This window comes from uncultured Kushneria sp., assembly GCF_947497025.1.
Classification (GTDB): domain Bacteria; phylum Pseudomonadota; class Gammaproteobacteria; order Pseudomonadales; family Halomonadaceae; genus Kushneria.
Map to the genome: position 1 here is coordinate 153,363 of NZ_CANMFC010000006.1, position 17,851 is coordinate 171,213.

Annotated in this window: 17 protein-coding genes; 8 read left to right on the forward strand and 9 right to left on the reverse strand. The window is 61.7% G+C overall.

Annotated features, from left to right (window positions below; translation table 11 throughout):
- Positions 1 to 90: 90 nt before the first annotated feature.
- From lysA to Q0931_RS12470, 6 genes are all read left to right on the forward strand, one after another.
- Positions 91 to 1,377, forward strand: coding sequence for a diaminopimelate decarboxylase (gene lysA, locus Q0931_RS12445; protein WP_299260730.1), 1,287 nt, complete (start codon positions 91 to 93; stop codon positions 1,375 to 1,377).
- Complete coding sequence (gene dapF, locus Q0931_RS12450; protein WP_299260732.1) at positions 1,374 to 2,204, forward strand: diaminopimelate epimerase; 831 nt, start codon at positions 1,374 to 1,376, stop codon at positions 2,202 to 2,204. Before lysA ends, dapF begins: the two co-directional genes overlap by 4 nt.
- A 21-nt stretch (positions 2,205 to 2,225) precedes the next feature.
- The gene (locus Q0931_RS12455; RefSeq protein WP_299260734.1) at positions 2,226 to 2,927 is read left to right on the forward strand and encodes a DUF484 family protein; all 702 of its coding nucleotides are present in this window, start codon (positions 2,226 to 2,228) and stop codon (positions 2,925 to 2,927) included.
- The gene (locus tag Q0931_RS12460) at positions 2,924 to 3,886 is read left to right on the forward strand and encodes a tyrosine recombinase XerC (RefSeq protein ID WP_299260736.1); all 963 of its coding nucleotides are present in this window, start codon (positions 2,924 to 2,926) and stop codon (positions 3,884 to 3,886) included. Before Q0931_RS12455 ends, Q0931_RS12460 begins: the two co-directional genes overlap by 4 nt.
- The gene (locus Q0931_RS12465; RefSeq protein WP_299260738.1) at positions 3,883 to 4,584 is read left to right on the forward strand and encodes an HAD-IA family hydrolase; all 702 of its coding nucleotides are present in this window, start codon (positions 3,883 to 3,885) and stop codon (positions 4,582 to 4,584) included. The genes Q0931_RS12460 and Q0931_RS12465 overlap by 4 nt, the downstream gene beginning before the upstream one ends.
- Positions 4,585 to 4,789: 205 nt before the next feature.
- Entirely contained in the window at positions 4,790 to 5,134 is a 345-nt protein-coding gene (locus tag Q0931_RS12470; protein WP_299260740.1) for a hypothetical protein, read from the forward strand.
- 36 nt (positions 5,135 to 5,170) lie between these two features.
- Here the strand turns inward: Q0931_RS12470 and yihA are convergent, their stop codons facing one another.
- Entirely contained in the window at positions 5,171 to 5,806 is a 636-nt protein-coding gene (gene yihA, locus Q0931_RS12475; protein ID WP_299260742.1) for a ribosome biogenesis GTP-binding protein YihA/YsxC, read from the reverse strand.
- Positions 5,807 to 6,060: 254 nt separating this feature from the next.
- On the opposite strand from yihA, the gene Q0931_RS12480 reads away from it, so the two are divergent.
- A complete protein-coding gene (locus Q0931_RS12480) occupies positions 6,061 to 6,693 on the forward strand; it encodes a thiol:disulfide interchange protein DsbA/DsbL (RefSeq protein WP_299261003.1) in 633 nt (210 codons plus the stop codon).
- A gap of 77 nt (positions 6,694 to 6,770) precedes the next feature.
- On the forward strand, positions 6,771 to 7,595 hold the full coding sequence (locus Q0931_RS12485; RefSeq protein WP_299260744.1) for an endonuclease/exonuclease/phosphatase family protein: 825 nt from the start codon (positions 6,771 to 6,773) through the stop codon (positions 7,593 to 7,595).
- Between the two features lie 90 nt (positions 7,596 to 7,685).
- On the opposite strand, the gene nuoN is transcribed toward Q0931_RS12485, so the two are convergent.
- The 8 genes from nuoN to nuoG all read right to left on the reverse strand — a co-directional run bounded on the left by nuoN (position 7,686) and on the right by nuoG (position 17,839).
- Complete coding sequence (nuoN, locus tag Q0931_RS12490; RefSeq protein ID WP_299260746.1) at positions 7,686 to 9,134, reverse strand: NADH-quinone oxidoreductase subunit NuoN; 1,449 nt, start codon at positions 9,132 to 9,134, stop codon at positions 7,686 to 7,688.
- A 6-nt stretch (positions 9,135 to 9,140) separates the two neighbouring features.
- Positions 9,141 to 10,664: an NADH-quinone oxidoreductase subunit M gene (gene nuoM, locus Q0931_RS12495; protein ID WP_299260748.1), complete on the reverse strand. Its 1,524-nt coding sequence runs from the start codon at positions 10,662 to 10,664 to the stop codon at positions 9,141 to 9,143.
- Positions 10,665 to 10,785: 121 nt separating this feature from the next.
- Entirely contained in the window at positions 10,786 to 12,645 is a 1,860-nt protein-coding gene (gene nuoL, locus Q0931_RS12500; protein ID WP_299260750.1) for an NADH-quinone oxidoreductase subunit L, read from the reverse strand.
- Complete coding sequence (nuoK, locus tag Q0931_RS12505) at positions 12,642 to 12,950, reverse strand: NADH-quinone oxidoreductase subunit NuoK (protein WP_299260752.1); 309 nt, start codon at positions 12,948 to 12,950, stop codon at positions 12,642 to 12,644. The genes nuoL and nuoK overlap by 4 nt, the downstream gene beginning before the upstream one ends.
- Positions 12,947 to 13,513: an NADH-quinone oxidoreductase subunit J gene (nuoJ, locus tag Q0931_RS12510; RefSeq protein ID WP_299260754.1), complete on the reverse strand. Its 567-nt coding sequence runs from the start codon at positions 13,511 to 13,513 to the stop codon at positions 12,947 to 12,949. Before nuoJ ends, nuoK begins: the two co-directional genes overlap by 4 nt.
- Before the next feature lie 27 nt (positions 13,514 to 13,540).
- A complete protein-coding gene (nuoI, locus tag Q0931_RS12515) occupies positions 13,541 to 14,089 on the reverse strand; it encodes an NADH-quinone oxidoreductase subunit NuoI (RefSeq protein ID WP_299260756.1) in 549 nt (182 codons plus the stop codon).
- A gap of 34 nt (positions 14,090 to 14,123) precedes the next feature.
- On the reverse strand, positions 14,124 to 15,101 hold the full coding sequence (nuoH, locus tag Q0931_RS12520; RefSeq protein ID WP_299260758.1) for an NADH-quinone oxidoreductase subunit NuoH: 978 nt from the start codon (positions 15,099 to 15,101) through the stop codon (positions 14,124 to 14,126).
- Positions 15,098 to 17,839 carry an NADH-quinone oxidoreductase subunit NuoG gene (nuoG, locus tag Q0931_RS12525; RefSeq protein WP_299260760.1) on the reverse strand — a complete coding sequence of 914 codons (2,742 nt, stop codon included), beginning with the start codon at positions 17,837 to 17,839 and terminating at the stop codon, positions 15,098 to 15,100. Before nuoG ends, nuoH begins: the two co-directional genes overlap by 4 nt.
- Between the last annotated feature and the right edge of the window lie 12 nt (positions 17,840 to 17,851).

A 17,851-nucleotide genomic window follows, 5' to 3' on the forward strand; every position in this document is an offset into this window, starting at 1 on the left:
GGGCGACAGCAGCCCTGCCACCACGACGGCCGGTACGGTTGGCGGGGCCGCCTCGACCGGCGCACCGGCCGCCGCCGGCCAGGGGGGCACATGAGTACGCATTTTGTCTGGCACGATGACCGGCTCCATGTCGAGCAGCTGGCGCTTTCAAGCGTGGCCGAGCGCTTCGGCACGCCCTGCTATGTCTATTCGAGTGCGGCCTTTCGCCAGCACTTTCTGGACTACGCCCATCCGCTCGAGGGCACGCCGCATCTGATCTGCTATGCCCTCAAGACCAACTCGAATCTGGCCGTACTCAATCTGCTGGCCCGGCTGGGGGCGGGGTTTGATATCGTCTCCATTGGCGAGCTGGAGCGGGTGCTGGCCGCCGGCGGCGACCCGGGCCGGGTGGTCTTTTCCGGCGTGGGCAAGCGTGAAGACGAGATGGTCCGGGCACTGGAAGTGGGCATCAAGTGTTTCAACGTGGAATCCGAGGCCGAGCTTGAGCGCCTCAATGAGGTTGCGGGCAACTGCGGGCAGGTGGCCGCGATCTCCATTCGGGTCAACCCGGACGTGGATGCCCGCACCCATCCCTACATTTCCACCGGGCTCAAGGACAACAAGTTCGGCATCGCCATTGCCGATGCCGAGCGTGTCTATCAGCGCGCCGCCGAACTGGCCCACGTCAACCCGGTAGGCATTGACTGCCATATCGGTTCACAGCTCACCGAGCTCTCGCCCTTTCTGGACGCCCTGGATCGCCTGCTCGCCCTTTATGACCAGCTGGGGGATCGCGGCATCCACATCGAGCACCTGGATCTGGGCGGTGGTCTGGGCGTGGATTACGCCGGCGAAACCCCGCCGCCGGTAGCGGACTATATCGCCGCCCTGCGTCAGCGTATCGGTAACCGCGCCGTCGAACTCATCTTTGAGCCAGGCCGCTCGATTGCCGCCAACGCAGGCGTCCTGCTGACCCGGATCGAGTATCTGAAGCCGGGTGAGGCGAAAAACTTTGCCATCGTCGATGCCGCCATGAATGACCTGATTCGGCCCACGCTCTATCAGGCCTGGCAGAACATCACCCGGGTGGATCAGCGAGAGGCGCGCGAAACGCAGCGCTGGGACATCGTCGGGCCGGTGTGTGAATCCGGCGACTATCTGGGCAAGGATCGCGAGCTGGCCATCGCCCCGGGGGATCTGCTGGCCGTGCACTCCGCCGGCGCCTACGGCTTCGTGATGGCCTCGAACTACAACACCCGATCGCGGCCACCGGAGGTCATGGTGGTCGGCGATCAGATGCATCTGGTGCGCGAGCGCGAGCCGCTGGCCGCACTCTGGGCCGTCGAAGCACTGCTGCCGGAGGCGGCCATCGCACCGCAGGGAAATTCCGCCTCATGATGCTGCATTTCACCAAGATGCACGGGCTGGGCAATGACTTCATGGTGGTCGATCTGGTCACCCAGCGTGCGCGGCTGGACAGCGAGCGCATCCGCGCGCTGGCCGACCGTCGTTTCGGCATCGGTTTCGACCAGCTGCTGCTGGTCGAGCCGCCGTCACGTCCGGACATGGACTTTCGCTACCGCATTTTCAATGCCGATGGCAGTGAAGTGGAAAACTGCGGCAACGGTGCGCGCTGCTTTGCCCGCTTCGTGCTGGACCAGAGGCTCACCGCCCGGCGCGAGATTGCCGTCCAGACCGCCGGCGGCAATCTGCTGCTGAAGGTGGCCGACGACGGCAGGGTGCGCGTCAATATGGGCGCCCCCCGCTTCAATCCGGCCGATATCCCGCTGACGGCCGAGAGCGAAAGCAATCATTACGCGCTGGACATCGATGGCGAGATGGTCTCTCTGGATGCCGTGTCGATGGGCAATCCACATGCGGTGATCGACGTTGAAAGCGTCGATCATGCGCCCGTGACCACGCTTGGGCCGCGCATCGAGACGCATCCGCGCTTTCCTGCGCGGGTGAACGTGGGCTTCATGCAGATCGTGTCACGTCAGCGCGTGCGTCTGCGCGTGTTCGAGCGTGGGGTGGGGGAAACCCTGGCCTGCGGCACCGGGGCCTGCGCGGCCGTGGTCAGCGGCATTCGCCGCGGCCTGCTGGATCAGTACGTCGAGGTGACCCTGCCCGGCGGCGACCTGAGTATCGAATGGGCAGGTCCCGGGCAGTCGGTCATCATGACCGGTCCGGCCGAGCACGTCTTTGATGGCCGTATCCTTGTATAGAACTGCTCCCCGGGGGATGACATGACCGATGATGACAGTAGCGCGCCCGATCGCCAGCGCCATGAGGCGCTAACGGCCGATCAGGTCAGCGACTGGCTTTCACGCCACCCCGATTTCTTTGAAGGGCGCGAGACCCTGCTGGCCTCGCTGCGCATCTCCCATCCCCAGACCGGCGGTGCCGTGTCGCTAATCGAGCGTCTGATTGCGACCCTGCGCGCGCGCACCGAGCAGGCCGAAGGACAACAACAGGCGTTGCTGAACGCAGCGCGACACCATGATCAGCAGGCCGGCGCCATGCGGGCGCTGGTCCTGTCCCTGCTGCAGGCCGAAAGCAGTGACGCGCTGGCACAGACGCTGACAGCAGAGCTCGGGGAGCGCTTTGGCGTGCAGCATCTGGCATTGTGGCGACAGCTCGCACCCGGTGAATGGCCACAGCCGCCCACCCACGAACTTGATGATGACACCGATCGGTGGCTCGCCTCGACACTCTGCGGTGCCAGTGACACGCTGACACTGGACAGCGCGACGGCCGAGCGCCTGCTGCCAGGCGCAACCCTGAACGAGGGTCGCTGCGCCGTGATCCGGCTGGCATTGGGGGATCGGCATGGCTATCTGGTACTGGCTCACTCTGACAAGGCCACTCTGCCCGGGGTCATGGCAACAGAGAACATGACCTGGCTTGGCGAGGTCATGTCCCGTCTTTTGCTGCGAACCCCATCATGAGTGCCCTGCAACCACTGGTCGATGTCTTTGTCGAACGCCTGCGCCATCGGCACAGCCCGGCCACGGTCGATGCCTATCGTCGTGACCTGACAGCGCTGATGGCCTTTATGGACCGCGAAGAGATTACCTCATGGGGCGCTCTTGATATTCACCGCCTGCGCCGCTTTCTGGGCCGCGAGCGCACCCGTGGGCTGGCGGCGCGCAGCCTGGCGCGGCGCCAGGCGGCCATCCGTCGTTTCTGCGATCTGCTGATTGAACAGGGCCTTCTGGGACACAACCCTGCTCGCCTGCTGGATACGCCCAAAATGCCGCGCCATCTACCGAGACCGGTCGATGTTGATGTACTGGGCCAGTTCCTGGATACGCCCCACGACGGTTCGCCGCTGGCGCTGCGCGATCAGGCCATGCTGGAGCTTTGCTACTCCAGCGGCCTGCGCCTGGCAGAGCTTGCCGGCATCGATCTGGGCGATATCGATCCCCAGCGCGCCCGGGTGCGCGGCAAGGGCGACAAGCCACGTCAGGTCCCTATCGGGCGAAGGGCCGCCGCAGCACTGGCCGCCTGGCTGGACGTGCGGGGCATGCTGGCAGGCCCTGACGAACCGGCACTGTTTGTCAGCACCCGCGGGCAGCGCCTGGGCCACCGCGCCATTCAGCTTCGCATGGCCCGTCTTGGGCGTGAGCGCGGGTTGCCCGAACATCTGCATCCCCATCGCCTGCGCCACAGCTTTGCCAGCCATCTGCTGGAATCCAGTCAGGATCTGCGCGCCGTACAGGAGCTTCTGGGCCATGCCCATCTCTCTACCACCCAGGTCTACACTCGCCTGGACTGGCAGCATCTGGCCGACACGTTTGATCGCGCCCACCCCCGCGCGCATCGAAAACCTGACACCGACCATGCCCCATCTTCCCGCGAAGGCGCTTCCTTCAGGACTTCAGACCATCAGGACAAGACCCCATGATCAAGGCCATCACTTTCGATCTCGACGATACCTTCTGGGACAACGGCCCGGTGATGGCCGCCACCGAGCCCGGCCACTACCAATGGCTCGATGAGCAGATCGGCCATGCGGCGCATTTCCCGCTGGAGGAGTATCAGCGTCGGCGCATGGCGCTGGCGCAGCAGCATCCGCTGCATCGGGGGGATTTCACCTGGCTGCGTCACCAGACCCTGACCGGGATGCTGCTCGAGTTCGGCCTGGCCGAAGATGAAGCGCGACGCTGGGCCGATGACACCATCGAGCACATGCTGACGCTGCGCCACGATGTCGCCATCTTTGAAGAGGTGCCGGACATGCTGGAAAGGCTGCGCGCTCGAGGCATTCGCCTGGGCGCCATCACCAACGGCAATGTAGATCTGGAGCGTCTGGTCATCGCCGAGCACTTTGATGTCATCATCAAGGCCGGGGTGGCGCTGGCGCCCAAGCCCGATGCCCGCTGTTTTCTGTCGGCCATGGCGCGTCTGGGCGCACAGTCCCCGCGCGAGGCGGTCCATGTGGGAGATTCCTGGGCCGAGGATGCCCTGCCGGCACAGCGTCTTGGCATGCACGTGGCCTGGATCGATGCCAAAAACACGGGGCTGCCCGAGCAGGCGCCGGCCGGCATTCATCGCCTGAGTCACATTCGCGAGCTTGAAGCGATGCTGGCAGGGCTTGAGTGAAGGGAAAGGAGTGACGGATGACCGCAGGATGACTGAAAAATTCAGTTACCTTTTAAAACACTCGCCTATTATTAGGACATGAAATAATAAGCACGCTTTTTGCAGCGGTTCACGGGGCATCATGATATGCCCCCCTGACGATAATAATGACTGCCTGACGTGGGTGTTCATCCTTTTTCATCGACCCTGATAGGCTCTTCGGATCATGCGTCCTCTCGATATACTCAGCATTACGCTGGTGCTTTGTGCCATGGCACTGGTCATTGCCCTGCCCATGTCAGACAACGAGACAACGTTGTCGAGTGACGCGAGCCTGACTCAGAGGAAAACCCTGCACTATCCGGGCCAGCAAAGAGAAACGACTGCTCTTTTGCAGTTCGATGGTTATCAGGGGCAGTCACAGCCGATGCTGTTTGATCCGGACCGGGCAGAGCGTGGCGCGCAGGCGATGCAGAACATGCCGACAACCGGCACCCTTTTCGGCCCACAAACGCCCGCCCCCTCGATGAGCATGCGCTACCCGGCCAGCCGTCAGATCTACAGCTTCTAGCCGACTCCATGGCTTCCAGAGGTCAGGCCGCCACGCTCAGACCCGATCCTCTGAAGGATTACCGGGCGTGAGCCACTGACAAAGACGCTCATTGAGTGCCTCCACGCCCTGTCGGTCATGAGAGGAGAACAGCTGCACGCTGACCAGGTCTTCCCATTCCTTGAGCTGATGGCGCACCTTTGACAGCACGCCCATGGCCGCACCGCGCTTGAGCTTGTCGGCCTTGGTCAGCAGGATATGCAGGGGCATGTCGTTTTCATCCGCCCAGCCCATCATCATCTGATCAAACTCGGTCAGCGGATGGCGGACATCCATGACCAGTACCGTGCCCTGCAGCGAGCGACGCTCGCGCAGATACTGCGCCAGATGCTTTTGCCATTCACGGCGCACGGCTTCGGGCACCTTGGCAAAGCCATAGCCGGGCAAATCCACCAGCCGGTATTGCGGTTCACCCACGGTAAAAAAATTGATCAGCTGGGTACGCCCGGGCGTTCTTGAGGTCCGTGCCAGCGCCTTTTGCCGGGTCAGTGTGTTGATGGCACTGGACTTGCCGGCGTTGGAGCGACCGGCAAAGGCAACTTCCAGCCCGGTATCTGCCGGACAGTCGGCCAGCTTCGGGGCACTGGTCAAAAACGTGGCCGACGGAAAGTGATGACGCATGACATCCGACATGAGGGTATTTCCAACGATGAGACAATGGGTAACGATGAGACAATGAGGCGAGTGTAACACCCCCGGTTGACGCCTCGCTCGTCAGTCGTGTTCGTGTCTGCCAGGATGGCAGGGAACCCTGCTTGCGTCGGATGTTCAAAGTAACGACGAATAACATGCTGATAACAGCAGCACTCAGGCATCATTGAAACCATATTTGCTGTTCAGGGAGTGACATTGTGAAGCCAAAGCATATTCCAGGCGCCCGCTGGCTGATGGCCGCCGTTGCCGTTTGTGGTCTGTCAGGCATGGCCATGGCGGCCGAACCGGTGGCCGGGCAGGATTACGAGGTGCTCGATAAACCGGTATCGAGTGACCTGCCGGAAGGCCAGATCGGCGTGACCGAAGTGTTCTGGTATGGCTGCCCGCACTGCTATGCCCTTGAAGAACCGCTGGAGTCCTGGGTGGATACCCTGCCCGACGATGTCACCTTCGAGCGTCTGCCGGCGACCATGGGCAAGGTCTGGCTGCGCCATGCCACGGCCTACTACGCCGCACGCGAGCTGGGCATTTTCAACACGCAGTTTCATCGCGATTTCTTTGACGCCATCCAGAAGGATGGACATCGCATGACCGAGGATGACGAGATCGCCGAGTTCTTCACAAACTATGGCGTCAGCAAGGAAGAGGCCCTCAAGGCCCTCAACTCCTTTGGCGTCAAAAGCCAGCTCAACCAGGCCAATGCCCGCATGAAGGCCTACAAGCTGATGGGCGTGCCGGCTCTGATCGTTGATGGTCAGTACGTCATTACCCCACGCTCGGCCAACGGCCTGGACAATATGCCGAAAATCGCTGAGGCCCTGATCGAGAAGACGCGTCAGGAAAAAGAGGCACAAAGCACCAATTGATTCATAATTGATGCTCTGTGCCGGCGGCCCGATACGTCCTGTATCGGGCCTTCCTGCCTTGCCAACCGGAATATTGAATGCAGGACGATAGTCAAAGCGAACGCATCACGTCTCTGAAGCTGCTCACCTTCAACATGCAGGTCGGCATTCACACACATGCCTACCATCACTACGTGACGCGAAGCTGGCAGCATTTCCTGCCCCACCGAGGCCGCGCCAGCCGCCTTGATGTAATGTGTGACACCTTCCGGGAGTTCGACCTCGTCGGACTGCAGGAAGTGGATGGCGGCAGCTTTCGCTCAAGCAATATCAATCACGTCGAGTATCTGGCCGCGCAGGCCGGCTTTCCCTACGCCTCGCAGCAGCTTAACCGGGATTTCGGCCGCTTCGCCAAGCACAGCAACGGCCTGCTCAGCCGTCTGGCCATCAGCCACACCGACAATCATCGCCTGCCTGGCCCCAAGGGCCGCGGCGCCATGCACATCCGTTTCGGAGAAGGCCCCGAGGCGCTGCACCTTTTCGTGCTGCACCTGGCGCTGGGCACGCGTACCCAGAACCTTCAGCTGGACTACATCAGTGAGCTGGTGGCCCCGCTCAAGAACGTGATCATCATGGGTGATCTGAACTGCACCCATGACAAGCTCAAATCACACTCGCGCTTTTCCCGCGCACTCTCTCTTGAACAGGGCCACGGCATCCCCAGCTATCCGGCCTGGCAGCCCACCCGCGCGCTGGATCACATTGTGGTGTCGCCATCGCTGAAGATGAACCACCTGCGCGCCCTGCCACCGCTTTATTCCGATCACTTGCCGCTGGCCGTGGAAGTCACCCTGCCGCTGCCGTGTGCGCGCAGCATTTCCATCGCAAGGCTTGGGGGCACTACCCCTCAGAGCGTGCGCTGACGATCGCAGACCCTTTCCAGGCCCGGCACGACAAAGCGCCCCATCCTCTCGGATGGGGCGCTTTCGCATGGCCAATGAAACCATGAATGCTCAGCCCGGCGTGGCGCCGCTGACCAGCATGATCATTGGCTGCGGGTAAACCCCCAGGATCAACACCGCCAGAGCCAGCAGGATCACCATGATGCCGCCGGCCCGCTGCCCCCAGTCGCTGGAAGCGTCGTACTCTTCCGTCTCGGTGGGTTGAAGATAGAGCATGACCATGACACGCAGATAGTAATAGAGACTGATGGCACTGCCGATGATCACACCGGCCACCAGCCACCACAGCTGCGACTCAACGCCGGTGGCCAGCACGTAGAACTTGCCGATGAAACCCGCCGTCATCGGAATGCCGGCCAGTGACAGCATCATCACCGTCATGACGGCCGCCAGATAGGGGCGACGCCAGAACAGACCGCGATAGAACTTCAATGAGGAGACATCGCTGCCCTGCCAGGGGCTCGATACCAGCGCAATCACCCCGAAGGCGGCCAGCGTCGTGGCCACATAGGTGATCAGATAGATGCCGGTGGTCAGAAGCGCCATGTCGTCGCTGGCCACCACCACGGTCAACAGATACCCCATGTGGCCAATGGAGGAGTAGCCCATCAGACGCTTGATGTTGTCCTGACGCAGCGCCATGAGATTGCCGACCACCATCGACAAAAACGCAATCACGGCCACCGTGGTATGCAGACTGGCCATGTCAGTGACCGGCGCGCTCATGAACAGGCGCATCAAAAGCGCAAAGACGGCAACCTTGCTGACCGTGGCCAGAAAGGCGGTCACCGGGGCCGGGGCACCTTCATAGACATCCGCCGTCCAGAGATGAAACGGCACCAGCGACAGCTTGAAGGCCATCGCGATCACCATCATGCCAATGCCCATCAACAGCCAGCTGGCGTGCCCCCCGCCTTCGGTCAGACGCGCGCCCAGATCGGCAAAGGCCAGCGAACCGGACTCGGCATACAAAAGCGCCATGCCAAAGAGCAGAAAGGCCGAAGCCGCCGCGGACAGCACCATGTACTTGATGCCGGACTCCAGCGACAGCCGGGTGCGAAAGGCATAGGCGGCCATGCCGTAGAGCGGCACGCTCAAAAGCTCGAGCCCGAAAAACAGCGACAGCAGATGGTCGCTGGCCACCATGGTCAGACCGCCCAGTACCGAGCAGCCCAGCAGCATGTAGAACTCCTCCTTCTGGTCGTCGAACCCTTCCAGATAGGCATGCGCCAGCGTTGTGGAGGCCAGCCCCGCAATCATGATCAACGCCATGTAGAGCACGGCATGGTTATCAATCAGAAGCAGCGGCGACACGCGAATCGGCGTGACCGTCAGCACCGCCAGCAGCGAGAACAGCGCGGCATTGAGCCCGATCGTGGTCAGGGTGGCGGTCACCACGTGATGGCGACGCCAAGCAATGCCCAGCATCACCACGATGACCGTGGCGCAGACGATCAGAAGCGGTAACAGGGCGATCAGATGTGACAGGGTCAGATTCATGTCGGCTCAGCCCGCAAACGAAGGTGAAACAGCAAACCAGTGACGCACTTCATGCATCGCGCCCTGCGAAATATCGAGCACCACCTGAGGATACAGGCCCAGCGCAATGGTCAGCACCAGCGTGCCCAGCAGCATGGCGTACTCGCGGCCATCCAGACGGGCAATGGTCGTTTTCTCCCGCGGCGGCCCCCAGTAGACCCGATGCATCAGAATCAGCGAGTAGACGGCTGACAGCACCAGGCCGCCACTGGCCACCACCACGACCCAGGGCACCACATCGAAGGCGCCGAACAGGATCAGAAACTCGCCGATGAAATTACCGGTGCCCGGCATGCCGAGAGACGCCATCACAAAGGCCAGTGCAAACCCCGGCAGCGCACCCAGACGGCCGAACAGCCCGCCCATCTGGCGCATGTCACGAGTGTGCAGGCGCTCGTAGAGCTGGCCGCTGATCATGAAAAGCCCGGCCGCCGAGAAGGCGTGCGCCACCATCTGCAAAATGACGCCCTGCAGCGCCAGCAGCGTACCGGAGTAGATACCGATCAGGACAAAGCCCATGTGGGAAATACTGGAACAGGCAATCAGCCGCTTGATGTCGGTCTGGGAGAACGCCAGCACGCCGCCATAGAAGATACCGACCAGCCCCAGCGTCATCGCAATGGGCGCAAAGGCCTGTGACGCTTCAGGAAACAGCGGCAGCGCAAAACGCAAAAGGCCATAGGCTGCCGTCTTGAGCAGAATACCGGCCAGATCCACACTGCCCGCCGTTGGCGCCTGAGCATGAGCATCCGGCAGCCAGCCATGCAGCGGCACCACCGGCAGCTTGACGGCAAAGGCAATAAAGAAACCGAGCATCAATATCCATGACATGACCCCGGTCACCGGTGTCTCACGCAGGATGGCGTAATCAAAGGAGAACACGCCGGTCTGGGTATAGTGCATGAACACCAGCCCCAGAATGGAGACCAGCATCAAAAGCCCGGAGGCCTGGGTATAGATAAAGAACTTGATGGCGGCCGACACCGGCGACTTGCCTTCCGACTCATGCCCCCACAGGGCGATCAGGAAGTACATCGGCACCAGCATCATTTCCCAGAAGAAGAAAAACAGGAAAAGGTCGATGGCCAGAAAGACACCGACGACCCCGCCGATGACCCACATCAGGTTGAGGTGGAAAAAACCGATGCGCCGATCGATCTCCTTCCAGGAGCAGACCACGGCCAGAATCCCCAGAATGCCGGTCAGGGTGATCATGATCAGCGACAGGCCATCGAGTGCCAGATGGAAGGTGATACCGAAGGCATCGATCCAGGGCAGCCGGAACTCGCTTTGCCATTCGGGCGTATTGCCTACCACCTGCGACAGGCTGTAATCGCCGCTCACCCACATGACCAGTGCCATCACCAGCAGCGCCACCATGGAGAGCAGCGCAATCCAGCGCGGCATGGCCGTATTGGGTCTGATCAGCTCGAACTGCCAGCACAGCAGCCCCCCGATAAAGGGGATGAGTAATAGCCAGGGCAACATCATGGCGTGATCGCATCCTTGATCGTTATTGTGGGCATAAGCAGCCGGGCAGCCCGGTGATCTGTCGCAGGTGGCATCAGGTCAACTGCCCCGCATTGAAACGGCTCGGTCATGTCACCTCCCTTCATAGCAGTAGCAGTAGCAGAAGCACCAGCACGGCGATTGCGCCACCGGTCATGACAGCGGCATACCAGCGAAGCCGCCCGCTCTGGGTATCGGACAGGATCCCGTTGAACATCATGGCCAGTCCCGGCCAGAGGTTCATCAGGCTATTGACCCAGTCACGTCGATGCAGTCGCGCGATGAACAGAAATGGCCTGACCACCACCTTGTCGTAGAACCAGTCAAAGGCAAAGGCGCTGTTGAAAAAGCGCCACAGCCGATCGCCTTCCTTCGTTTGGGCAAGCGAGCTCACCAGCCGGCGACGGCCGAGGAAAAGCCCGGCGGCGATGCCAACGCCCACAACGGCCACAATGGCAGCCAGAATCTCGAGCATCAGCTTCACACTGTGGCCGTACTGCCCATCCGGGCCTGCCGGCAGCACATTTTCCAGCGGCGGATGAATCATCGCCCCGACAAAGGTGGACAGTACCGCCAGTACGATCAGCGGCACATGGTGGGCCAGTCCGCGACCGGCATGCGGATGAATCTGCTCGCGCCCGTGGAACACGATAAAGATCATGCGGAAGGTATAGACCGAGGTCAGGAAGGCCCCGAACAGCGCCCCGAGCCACAGCCAGGTATGGCCATGATCAAAGGCCAGCCACAGGATCTCGTCCTTGGAGTAGAAGCCGGCCGAAATCAGCGGCAGGGCCGACAGCGCCGCACCGCCAATCAAAAAGCAGGCGTAGGGCAGCTTGAGCGTCTTGCGCAGCCCCCCCATTTTGAAGATGTTCTGCTCGTGGTGACACGCGATGATGACCGAGCCCGAGGTGAGAAAGAGCAGTGCCTTGAAAAAGGCGTGCGTCATCAGGTGAAAGATCGCCACATCCCAGGCCTGGACGCCCAGCGCCAGAAACATGTAGCCGATCTGACTCATGGTGGAATAGGCCAGCACGCGCTTGATATCGGTCTGGGCCAGCGCCGCAAACCCGGCAATCAACAGCGTCAGCATGCCGATCAGACCCACCAGTTCGAGCGTCATGGGGGCCAGCTCGAAAATCACATGGGTTCGAGCGATCAGATACACCCCCGCGGTCACCATGGTGGCGGCGTGGATCAGGGCTGACACCGGTGTGGGACCGGCCATCGCATCGGCAAGCCAGGTCTGCAGCGGCAGCTGCGCCGATTTGCCGACCGCCCCACCCAGCAGCATCAGCGCCGCCACTTCAGCCATCAGATCGCCCCGTCCCCAGGCCTCGGGCGCCAGACGCGACAGCTCCTGAATGTTGAGCGTGCCGAACTGGGCAAACAGCAAAAACATGCCGATGGCCAGAAACACGTCCCCGATGCGGGTGACGATAAAGGCCTTGAAGGCGCACCAGGCATTGTCCTCGCTCTCGAAGTAGTAGCCGATCAGCAGGTAGCTGCAGAGCCCGACCCCTTCCCAGCCCAGATAGAGCAAAAAGAGGTTATCGCCTAGCACCAGCAGCAGCATGCTGAACACGAACAGGTTCATGTAGGCAAAAAAGCGCGCAAAGCCCGGACCGCCTTCGAGATCCTCGCGCATGTACCAGGCCGCGAACAGATGGATCAGAAAACCGACCCCGGTGATGATGCTGATCATGGTCAGCGACAGACCATCCAGATACAGCGAAAAGCCCATCCGGAAGTCTTCCACCGCGACCCACTGCCAGAGCGTCTGAGTCACGCCTTCATCGGCGCCGCTGTAAAAGGCCACGTTGAGCCAGACCATGACCAGCGCCGACAGACCGACCGAGCCCACCCCGACCAGACCGGCCAGGCGGGTGGGCAGGCGCGGATTGAAGGCCAGGACAAGCGCGCCCAGCAGCGGGAACAAGGGGGTCAGGAACAGTATATTCATCCTTTCATCTCGCTGGCTGCATCAATATCAAGCGTTTTGAACCGGCGCTGCAGCTGGATCAGAAAGCCCAGTCCGATACTGGCCTCGGCTGCCGCCAGCGTAATGATCGCAATGAACATGACCTGCCCATCGGGCTGGCCCCAGTGCATGCCGGCCACAACAAAGGCCAGCCCTGCCGAGTTCATCATGATCTCGAGACTCATCAGGATGAACAGCAGATTGCGCCGAACCAGAAGCCCCGCAAGCCCCATCACAAAAAGGATGGCGGCCAGCGCCATGCCATGCTCCAGTGGTATGCCGCTCATGCCTGCCCCCCTTCATCGTTGCCTGCCGGTGCGCGCTGCACGGCTTCGTTCATGTCACGCTCAAGCTGCGGATCGTCGTTGCGCCCGATGTGGGATGCCGCGATCAGCGCCGCCAGAAGCAGCATCGCGGCAAGCTCCACGGCCAGAAGATAGGGGCCGAACATCTGTGTTCCGACCTCCTTGGCGCTGAGCTCCTCGCCCGAGATCGTGCCGAGGCCGCCGCCGTGCCAGAAGGAGAACACCAGTACCGCCAGAAGCAGTGCCGCCATGATCGACGGGCCGATCCAGATGCGCGGCGCCAGCCAGTGGCGCTCCTGATGGGCCGTCTGACTGCCCAGATTGAGCATCATGACCACAAAGACGAACAGCACCATGATGGCCCCGGCATAAACGATGACCTCAAGCGCGGCGGCAAAGGGTGCGCCGAGGCTGTAGAACACGACCGCCACTGCCATCAGCGAGATGATCAGGTACAACAGCGCATGCACGGCATTGGTGTGCGTGATGACGCGAAAGGTGGCAACGATGGCGACCAGTGCGGCCAGATAAAAAGCAATTTCCACGGCAAACTCCCCGATACTGCCTGCGCCCTAGGGCAGAAGCGTTTTGACGTCGACCGGCTCGGCCTCGTTTTGCGCCGCGCCCTTGGGCTTGCCGGCCACCGACAGTCCCGCGACACGATAGAAATTGTAGTTGTGGTCCTTGCCCGGGCCCGAAATCAGAAGGTCCCGCTTTTCAAAGACCAGCTCCTGACGGTTGTACTCCCCCAACTCGAAATCGGGCGTCAGCTGGATGGCCGAGGTCGGACAGGCCTCTTCACACAGACCGCAAAAGATGCAGCGGGAGAAATTGATACGAAAGAACTCCGGATACCAGCGTCCATCTTCTTTCTCTCCCTTCTGCAGCGAGATGCAGGCGACCGGACAGGCCACCGCACACAGATTGCAGGCCACGCAGCGCTCCTCGCCATCGGGGTCACGCGTCAGCACGATGCGCCCGCGATAGCGCGGCGGCAGATAGGGTTGTTCTTCCGGGTAGTTGACCGTCTCGCGCTTGTGGAAGGCATGCTTGAATACCATCCAGCCGGTGCGCAGCTGCGTCCCGGTACCGGTCACTACCTTGATGATCGAATGCAGCATGCTTTCTGCCTCGTTCGTTGTTCGGTGACAGGTATCAGGTCGTCAACAGGACGACCACGCCGGTCACCAGAAGATTGATAAGCGTTAGCGGCAGACAAAATTTCCAGCCGAACTGCATCACCCGGTCATAGCGCGGACGGGGCAATGCAGCGCGTGCCAGAATGAAGAGCATGACGAAAAAGGACGTCTTGAGCAGGAACCAGACAATCGGTGGCAACAGCGGCCCATGCCATCCGCCCATGAACAGGGTGGTCAACAGGGCCGACACCAGTACGATCCCCACATACTCGCCGATGAAGAACATGCCGAACTTCATGCTCGAATACTCGACGTGGTAACCGTCGGCAATCTCCTGCTCCGCCTCGGGCTGGTCAAAGGGCGCACGGTGCGTGACGGCAACGCCGGCAATCAGAAAGGTCAGAAAGCCGAAGAACTGCGGCACGATATACCAGAGCCCTTCCTGGCCGTTGACGATGTCGCGCATGTTGAACGAGCCCGTCATGACCACAATGCCCATCAATGAAAGGCCCATGAACACTTCATAGGAGAGGGTCTGGGCAGAGGCGCGCATCGCACCGATCAACGCATACTTGTTGGCACTGGCATAGCCGCCGAAGAGCACGGCATAGACGTTGATCCCCGCCATGGCAAAGAAGAACAAAATGCCGATATTGAGATCTGCCACCCCCCAGGTAGGGGTGATGGGAATGATCAAAAACGACAGCAACAACGAGGCAAAGGCGATCGCCGGAGCCAGCACGAAAAGCTTTCGATCGGCAAAGGGCGGGATCCAGTCCTCCTTGAAAAAGATCTTGATCATGTCCGCGATCAGCTGCGCCGAGCCGAACATACCGACCCGGTTGGGGCCGTAGCGATCCTGCCAGAGCCCCAGCAGCCGCCGCTCGATGACGGTCAAAAAGGCGCCGGACAGCACGGCGGCCAGCAGAATCACGATCGCCTTTAAAACGCCTGCCACGATGGCAAGCAGCACATCGGTACTCATCCAGCTCATGCGCTGACCTCCAGGGTGACGGTGGCACATTCACCGGCAAGCCCCCGAGGAATGCCGGGTAGATGCGGCAGACCGATCAGACCGGGGCGCATTTCGCGGCTGATGCGCACCGGCAGATGCAGCTGATGCCCGGAAGTCTGCAGATAGATCGTCTCGCCCGGCGTCACGCCCAGGCGGTCGGCATCCTCCTGGCCCAGCACCACGAAGGTCTCACTCATGCGTTCCTGAATCGGCTCGGCGCGCGCCGACATCTCCTCGCCACCGAAAAGTTGCGGCAGACTGACGACGTACCAGCAGTCGTCACGCGGCTCAAAGTCCTGAGGAATGTCGGTAAACCAGTCGCTTGCGCGCGTGTCACTGCGTTGCTGATCAAAGAGTCGAACGCCCGGATCACCGGCACGCAGGTGACCACCAACCTCATCCTGGAACTTGTTCCAGGCCTGCGGCGAGTTCCAGCCCGGCGCCCAGGCAAAGGCCACCTGCGACCGGGGCTCGCTATAGCCACTGTAGCCTTCCATCGAGAAGGCAAAGGCGGAGTCGGCATCCTGCGGCGCACGCGGTTCGTGCACGCTCAGGTTGGCGCGCATGGCCGTGCGTCCGCTCGAACGGTGCGGCGAGCGCGCCAGCTTCTGGCCGCGAATACGAAACGAGGCACTGGGCGCGGCATCACGTATACCGGCCAGCTCCGGATGCACGCGCGCGCAGTCGGCGGTGACATCGTCAATCTGGGTCCAGTCGACGCCGCGCCCTTCCATGGTGGTGTGCAGCGCGTGCAGCCAGCGCCAGCTTTCATGGGTGAGGTCGTTGGGCCGGTAGTAGCTCGGGTCATAGACCTGGAAAAAGCGCTGGGCGCGCCCTTCATGGCTGACCAGCGTGCCATCACCCTCGGCAAAGGTCGCCGCCGGCAGTGCCAGATGAGCACGCTCAAGCGTGGGCGTGCGCTGATGATCAATCACGACCAGCGTTTCAAGCGAAGTCAATGCCTGATCGACCGTGCTGCTGGCCAGTCGCTGATAAAGGTCATTTTCCAGGATGACGGCGGCATCTGCGCGCGCATCACCGCCCTGCATGGTTTCCAGCGCCCATTCAAGCGAGTGACCGCCCAGCATGGTCAGGCCGGTACTGTTGGCCTCACCACTGATCAGCGATACGGACGGCGTTCTGCCGGCCGCGCTCAGCGCGTGGGCCAGATTGGCCGCGGCCTTGAGGACAGCGGTACTGCCAAGGCTGGTACCGGAAATGATCAGCGGCCGCTCGGCCCCCTTGAGTGCCTCAGCCATGGACTCGACCAGGGCCAGCGCCGTGTCATCCAGCCCTTCAACCGCCGGTGCCGAAGCATCCAGCGCATGAGCCAGCTCCAGGCCCAGCCGGGCGATCTCTTCCGGCGCGCCGTGCCAGGTATCGCGAGCGATGTCATCCAGTCGCGTCTCGGTCAGGGAGGCAATGAAGACCGGGCGGGTACGCTCCTGACGCAGGGTATTTACCGCATTGGCATTCCAGGCCGGAATGCCGTTGGCCTCGGCCAGCTCCTCCCCGAGAGCATTGGCTGCCTGACGCACGGCCAGCGCCACGCGTGCGGCACTCTGGATCAGATCCTCGCCCAGTACGATGACGGCGTCGTGGTCCTCGATCTCGCGCATGGACGGAATGTACCAGTGCCCTTCGCGCTGGAGCGTCTGGATCAACTCGAGGCACTCAAGCTCGCGGCGGGCGATACCAGTCGAGAAGTTGTCAGCGCCCACCATTTCACGCAGCAGATGGTTGCTTTCCAGACTGGCCCGCGGCGAGCCGATGCCGATGACCCGGGAGCTGCCCTTGAGCCGCTCGGCTGTCCGGTCCAGCGCGCCATCGACGGTCAAGAGCTCCGGTTCGCGGTCATCGACGCGCAGGGTCGGCTGCTGCGGGCGATCGGCTCTGTTGACGTAGCCATAGCCGAAGCGGCCGCGGTCACACAGGAAATAGTGGTTCACATCGCCGTTGTAGCGATTCTCGATCCGACGTACCTCACCATAGCGCTCGCCCGGGCTGGTGTTGCAGCCGCTGGAACACTGATGGCAGATGCTGGGGGCAAACTGCATGTCCCACTTGCGCGTGTAGTGCTCGGAGTGGGTACGGTCGGTGAATACGCCGGTCGGACAGACCTCGGTCAGGTTGCCGGAGAATTCATTTTCCAGCGTACCGTCGACCGTGCGGCCGAAATAGATGTTCTCGTGGGCACCGAACGCGCCCAGATCCTCGCCGCCGGCATAGTCCTTGTAAAAGCGCACGCAGCGATAGCAGGTAATGCAGCGGTTCATCTCGTGGCCGATGAAGGGGCCGAGATACTGATTCTTGTGCGTGCGCTTCTTGAAGCGATAGCGACGACGGTCGTGGCCGGTCATGACCGTCATGTCCTGCAGATGACAGTGCCCACCCTCTTCACATACCGGGCAGTCATGGGGGTGGTTGGTCATCAGCCACTCGACGACGCTGGCGCGAAAGGCCTTTGCTTCCTCGTCATCGATCGAGATGTACGAGTCATCCTTGATCGGCGCCATGCAGGACATGACCAGCATACCGCGTTCGTCGTCGGCGTCCTTGTACTGCTTGACCGCGCATTGGCGGCAGGCGCCCACGCTGCCCAGCGCCGGGTGCCAGCAGAAATAGGGAATATCGAGGCCCAGCGACAGGCAGGCGTGCAGCAGATTATCACTGCCGTCGACCTCGTAGTCCTTTCCGTCTACATGAATGGTTGCCATGAACCCTGCCTT

Excerpts from the sequence above, each read along its gene's own strand:
- yihA (WP_299260742.1), bottom strand. The coding sequence starts at position 5,806 with ATGTCGGATGTCATGCGTCATCACTTTCCGTCGGCCACGTTTTTGACC.
- nuoH (WP_299260758.1), bottom strand. The coding sequence starts at position 15,101 with ATGAGCTGGATGAGTACCGATGTGCTGCTTGCCATCGTGGCAGGCGTT.
- Q0931_RS12460 (WP_299260736.1), top strand. The coding sequence starts at position 2,924 with ATGAGTGCCCTGCAACCACTGGTCGATGTCTTTGTCGAACGCCTGCGC.
- nuoK (WP_299260752.1), bottom strand. The coding sequence starts at position 12,950 with ATGAGCGGCATACCACTGGAGCATGGCATGGCGCTGGCCGCCATCCTT.
- Q0931_RS12455 (WP_299260734.1), top strand. The coding sequence starts at position 2,226 with ATGACCGATGATGACAGTAGCGCGCCCGATCGCCAGCGCCATGAGGCG.
- nuoI (WP_299260756.1), bottom strand. The coding sequence starts at position 14,089 with ATGCTGCATTCGATCATCAAGGTAGTGACCGGTACCGGGACGCAGCTG.
- Q0931_RS12485 (WP_299260744.1), top strand. The coding sequence starts at position 6,771 with ATGCAGGACGATAGTCAAAGCGAACGCATCACGTCTCTGAAGCTGCTC.
- nuoN (WP_299260746.1), bottom strand. The coding sequence starts at position 9,134 with ATGAATCTGACCCTGTCACATCTGATCGCCCTGTTACCGCTTCTGATC.
- Q0931_RS12470 (WP_299260740.1), top strand. The coding sequence starts at position 4,790 with ATGCGTCCTCTCGATATACTCAGCATTACGCTGGTGCTTTGTGCCATG.
- Q0931_RS12465 (WP_299260738.1), top strand. The coding sequence starts at position 3,883 with ATGATCAAGGCCATCACTTTCGATCTCGACGATACCTTCTGGGACAAC.
- Q0931_RS12480 (WP_299261003.1), top strand. The coding sequence starts at position 6,061 with ATGGCCGCCGTTGCCGTTTGTGGTCTGTCAGGCATGGCCATGGCGGCC.
- nuoL (WP_299260750.1), bottom strand. The coding sequence starts at position 12,645 with ATGAATATACTGTTCCTGACCCCCTTGTTCCCGCTGCTGGGCGCGCTT.
- nuoG (WP_299260760.1), bottom strand. The coding sequence starts at position 17,839 with ATGGCAACCATTCATGTAGACGGAAAGGACTACGAGGTCGACGGCAGT.
- nuoM (WP_299260748.1), bottom strand. The coding sequence starts at position 10,664 with ATGATGTTGCCCTGGCTATTACTCATCCCCTTTATCGGGGGGCTGCTG.
- lysA (WP_299260730.1), top strand. The coding sequence starts at position 91 with ATGAGTACGCATTTTGTCTGGCACGATGACCGGCTCCATGTCGAGCAG.
- dapF (WP_299260732.1), top strand. The coding sequence starts at position 1,374 with ATGATGCTGCATTTCACCAAGATGCACGGGCTGGGCAATGACTTCATG.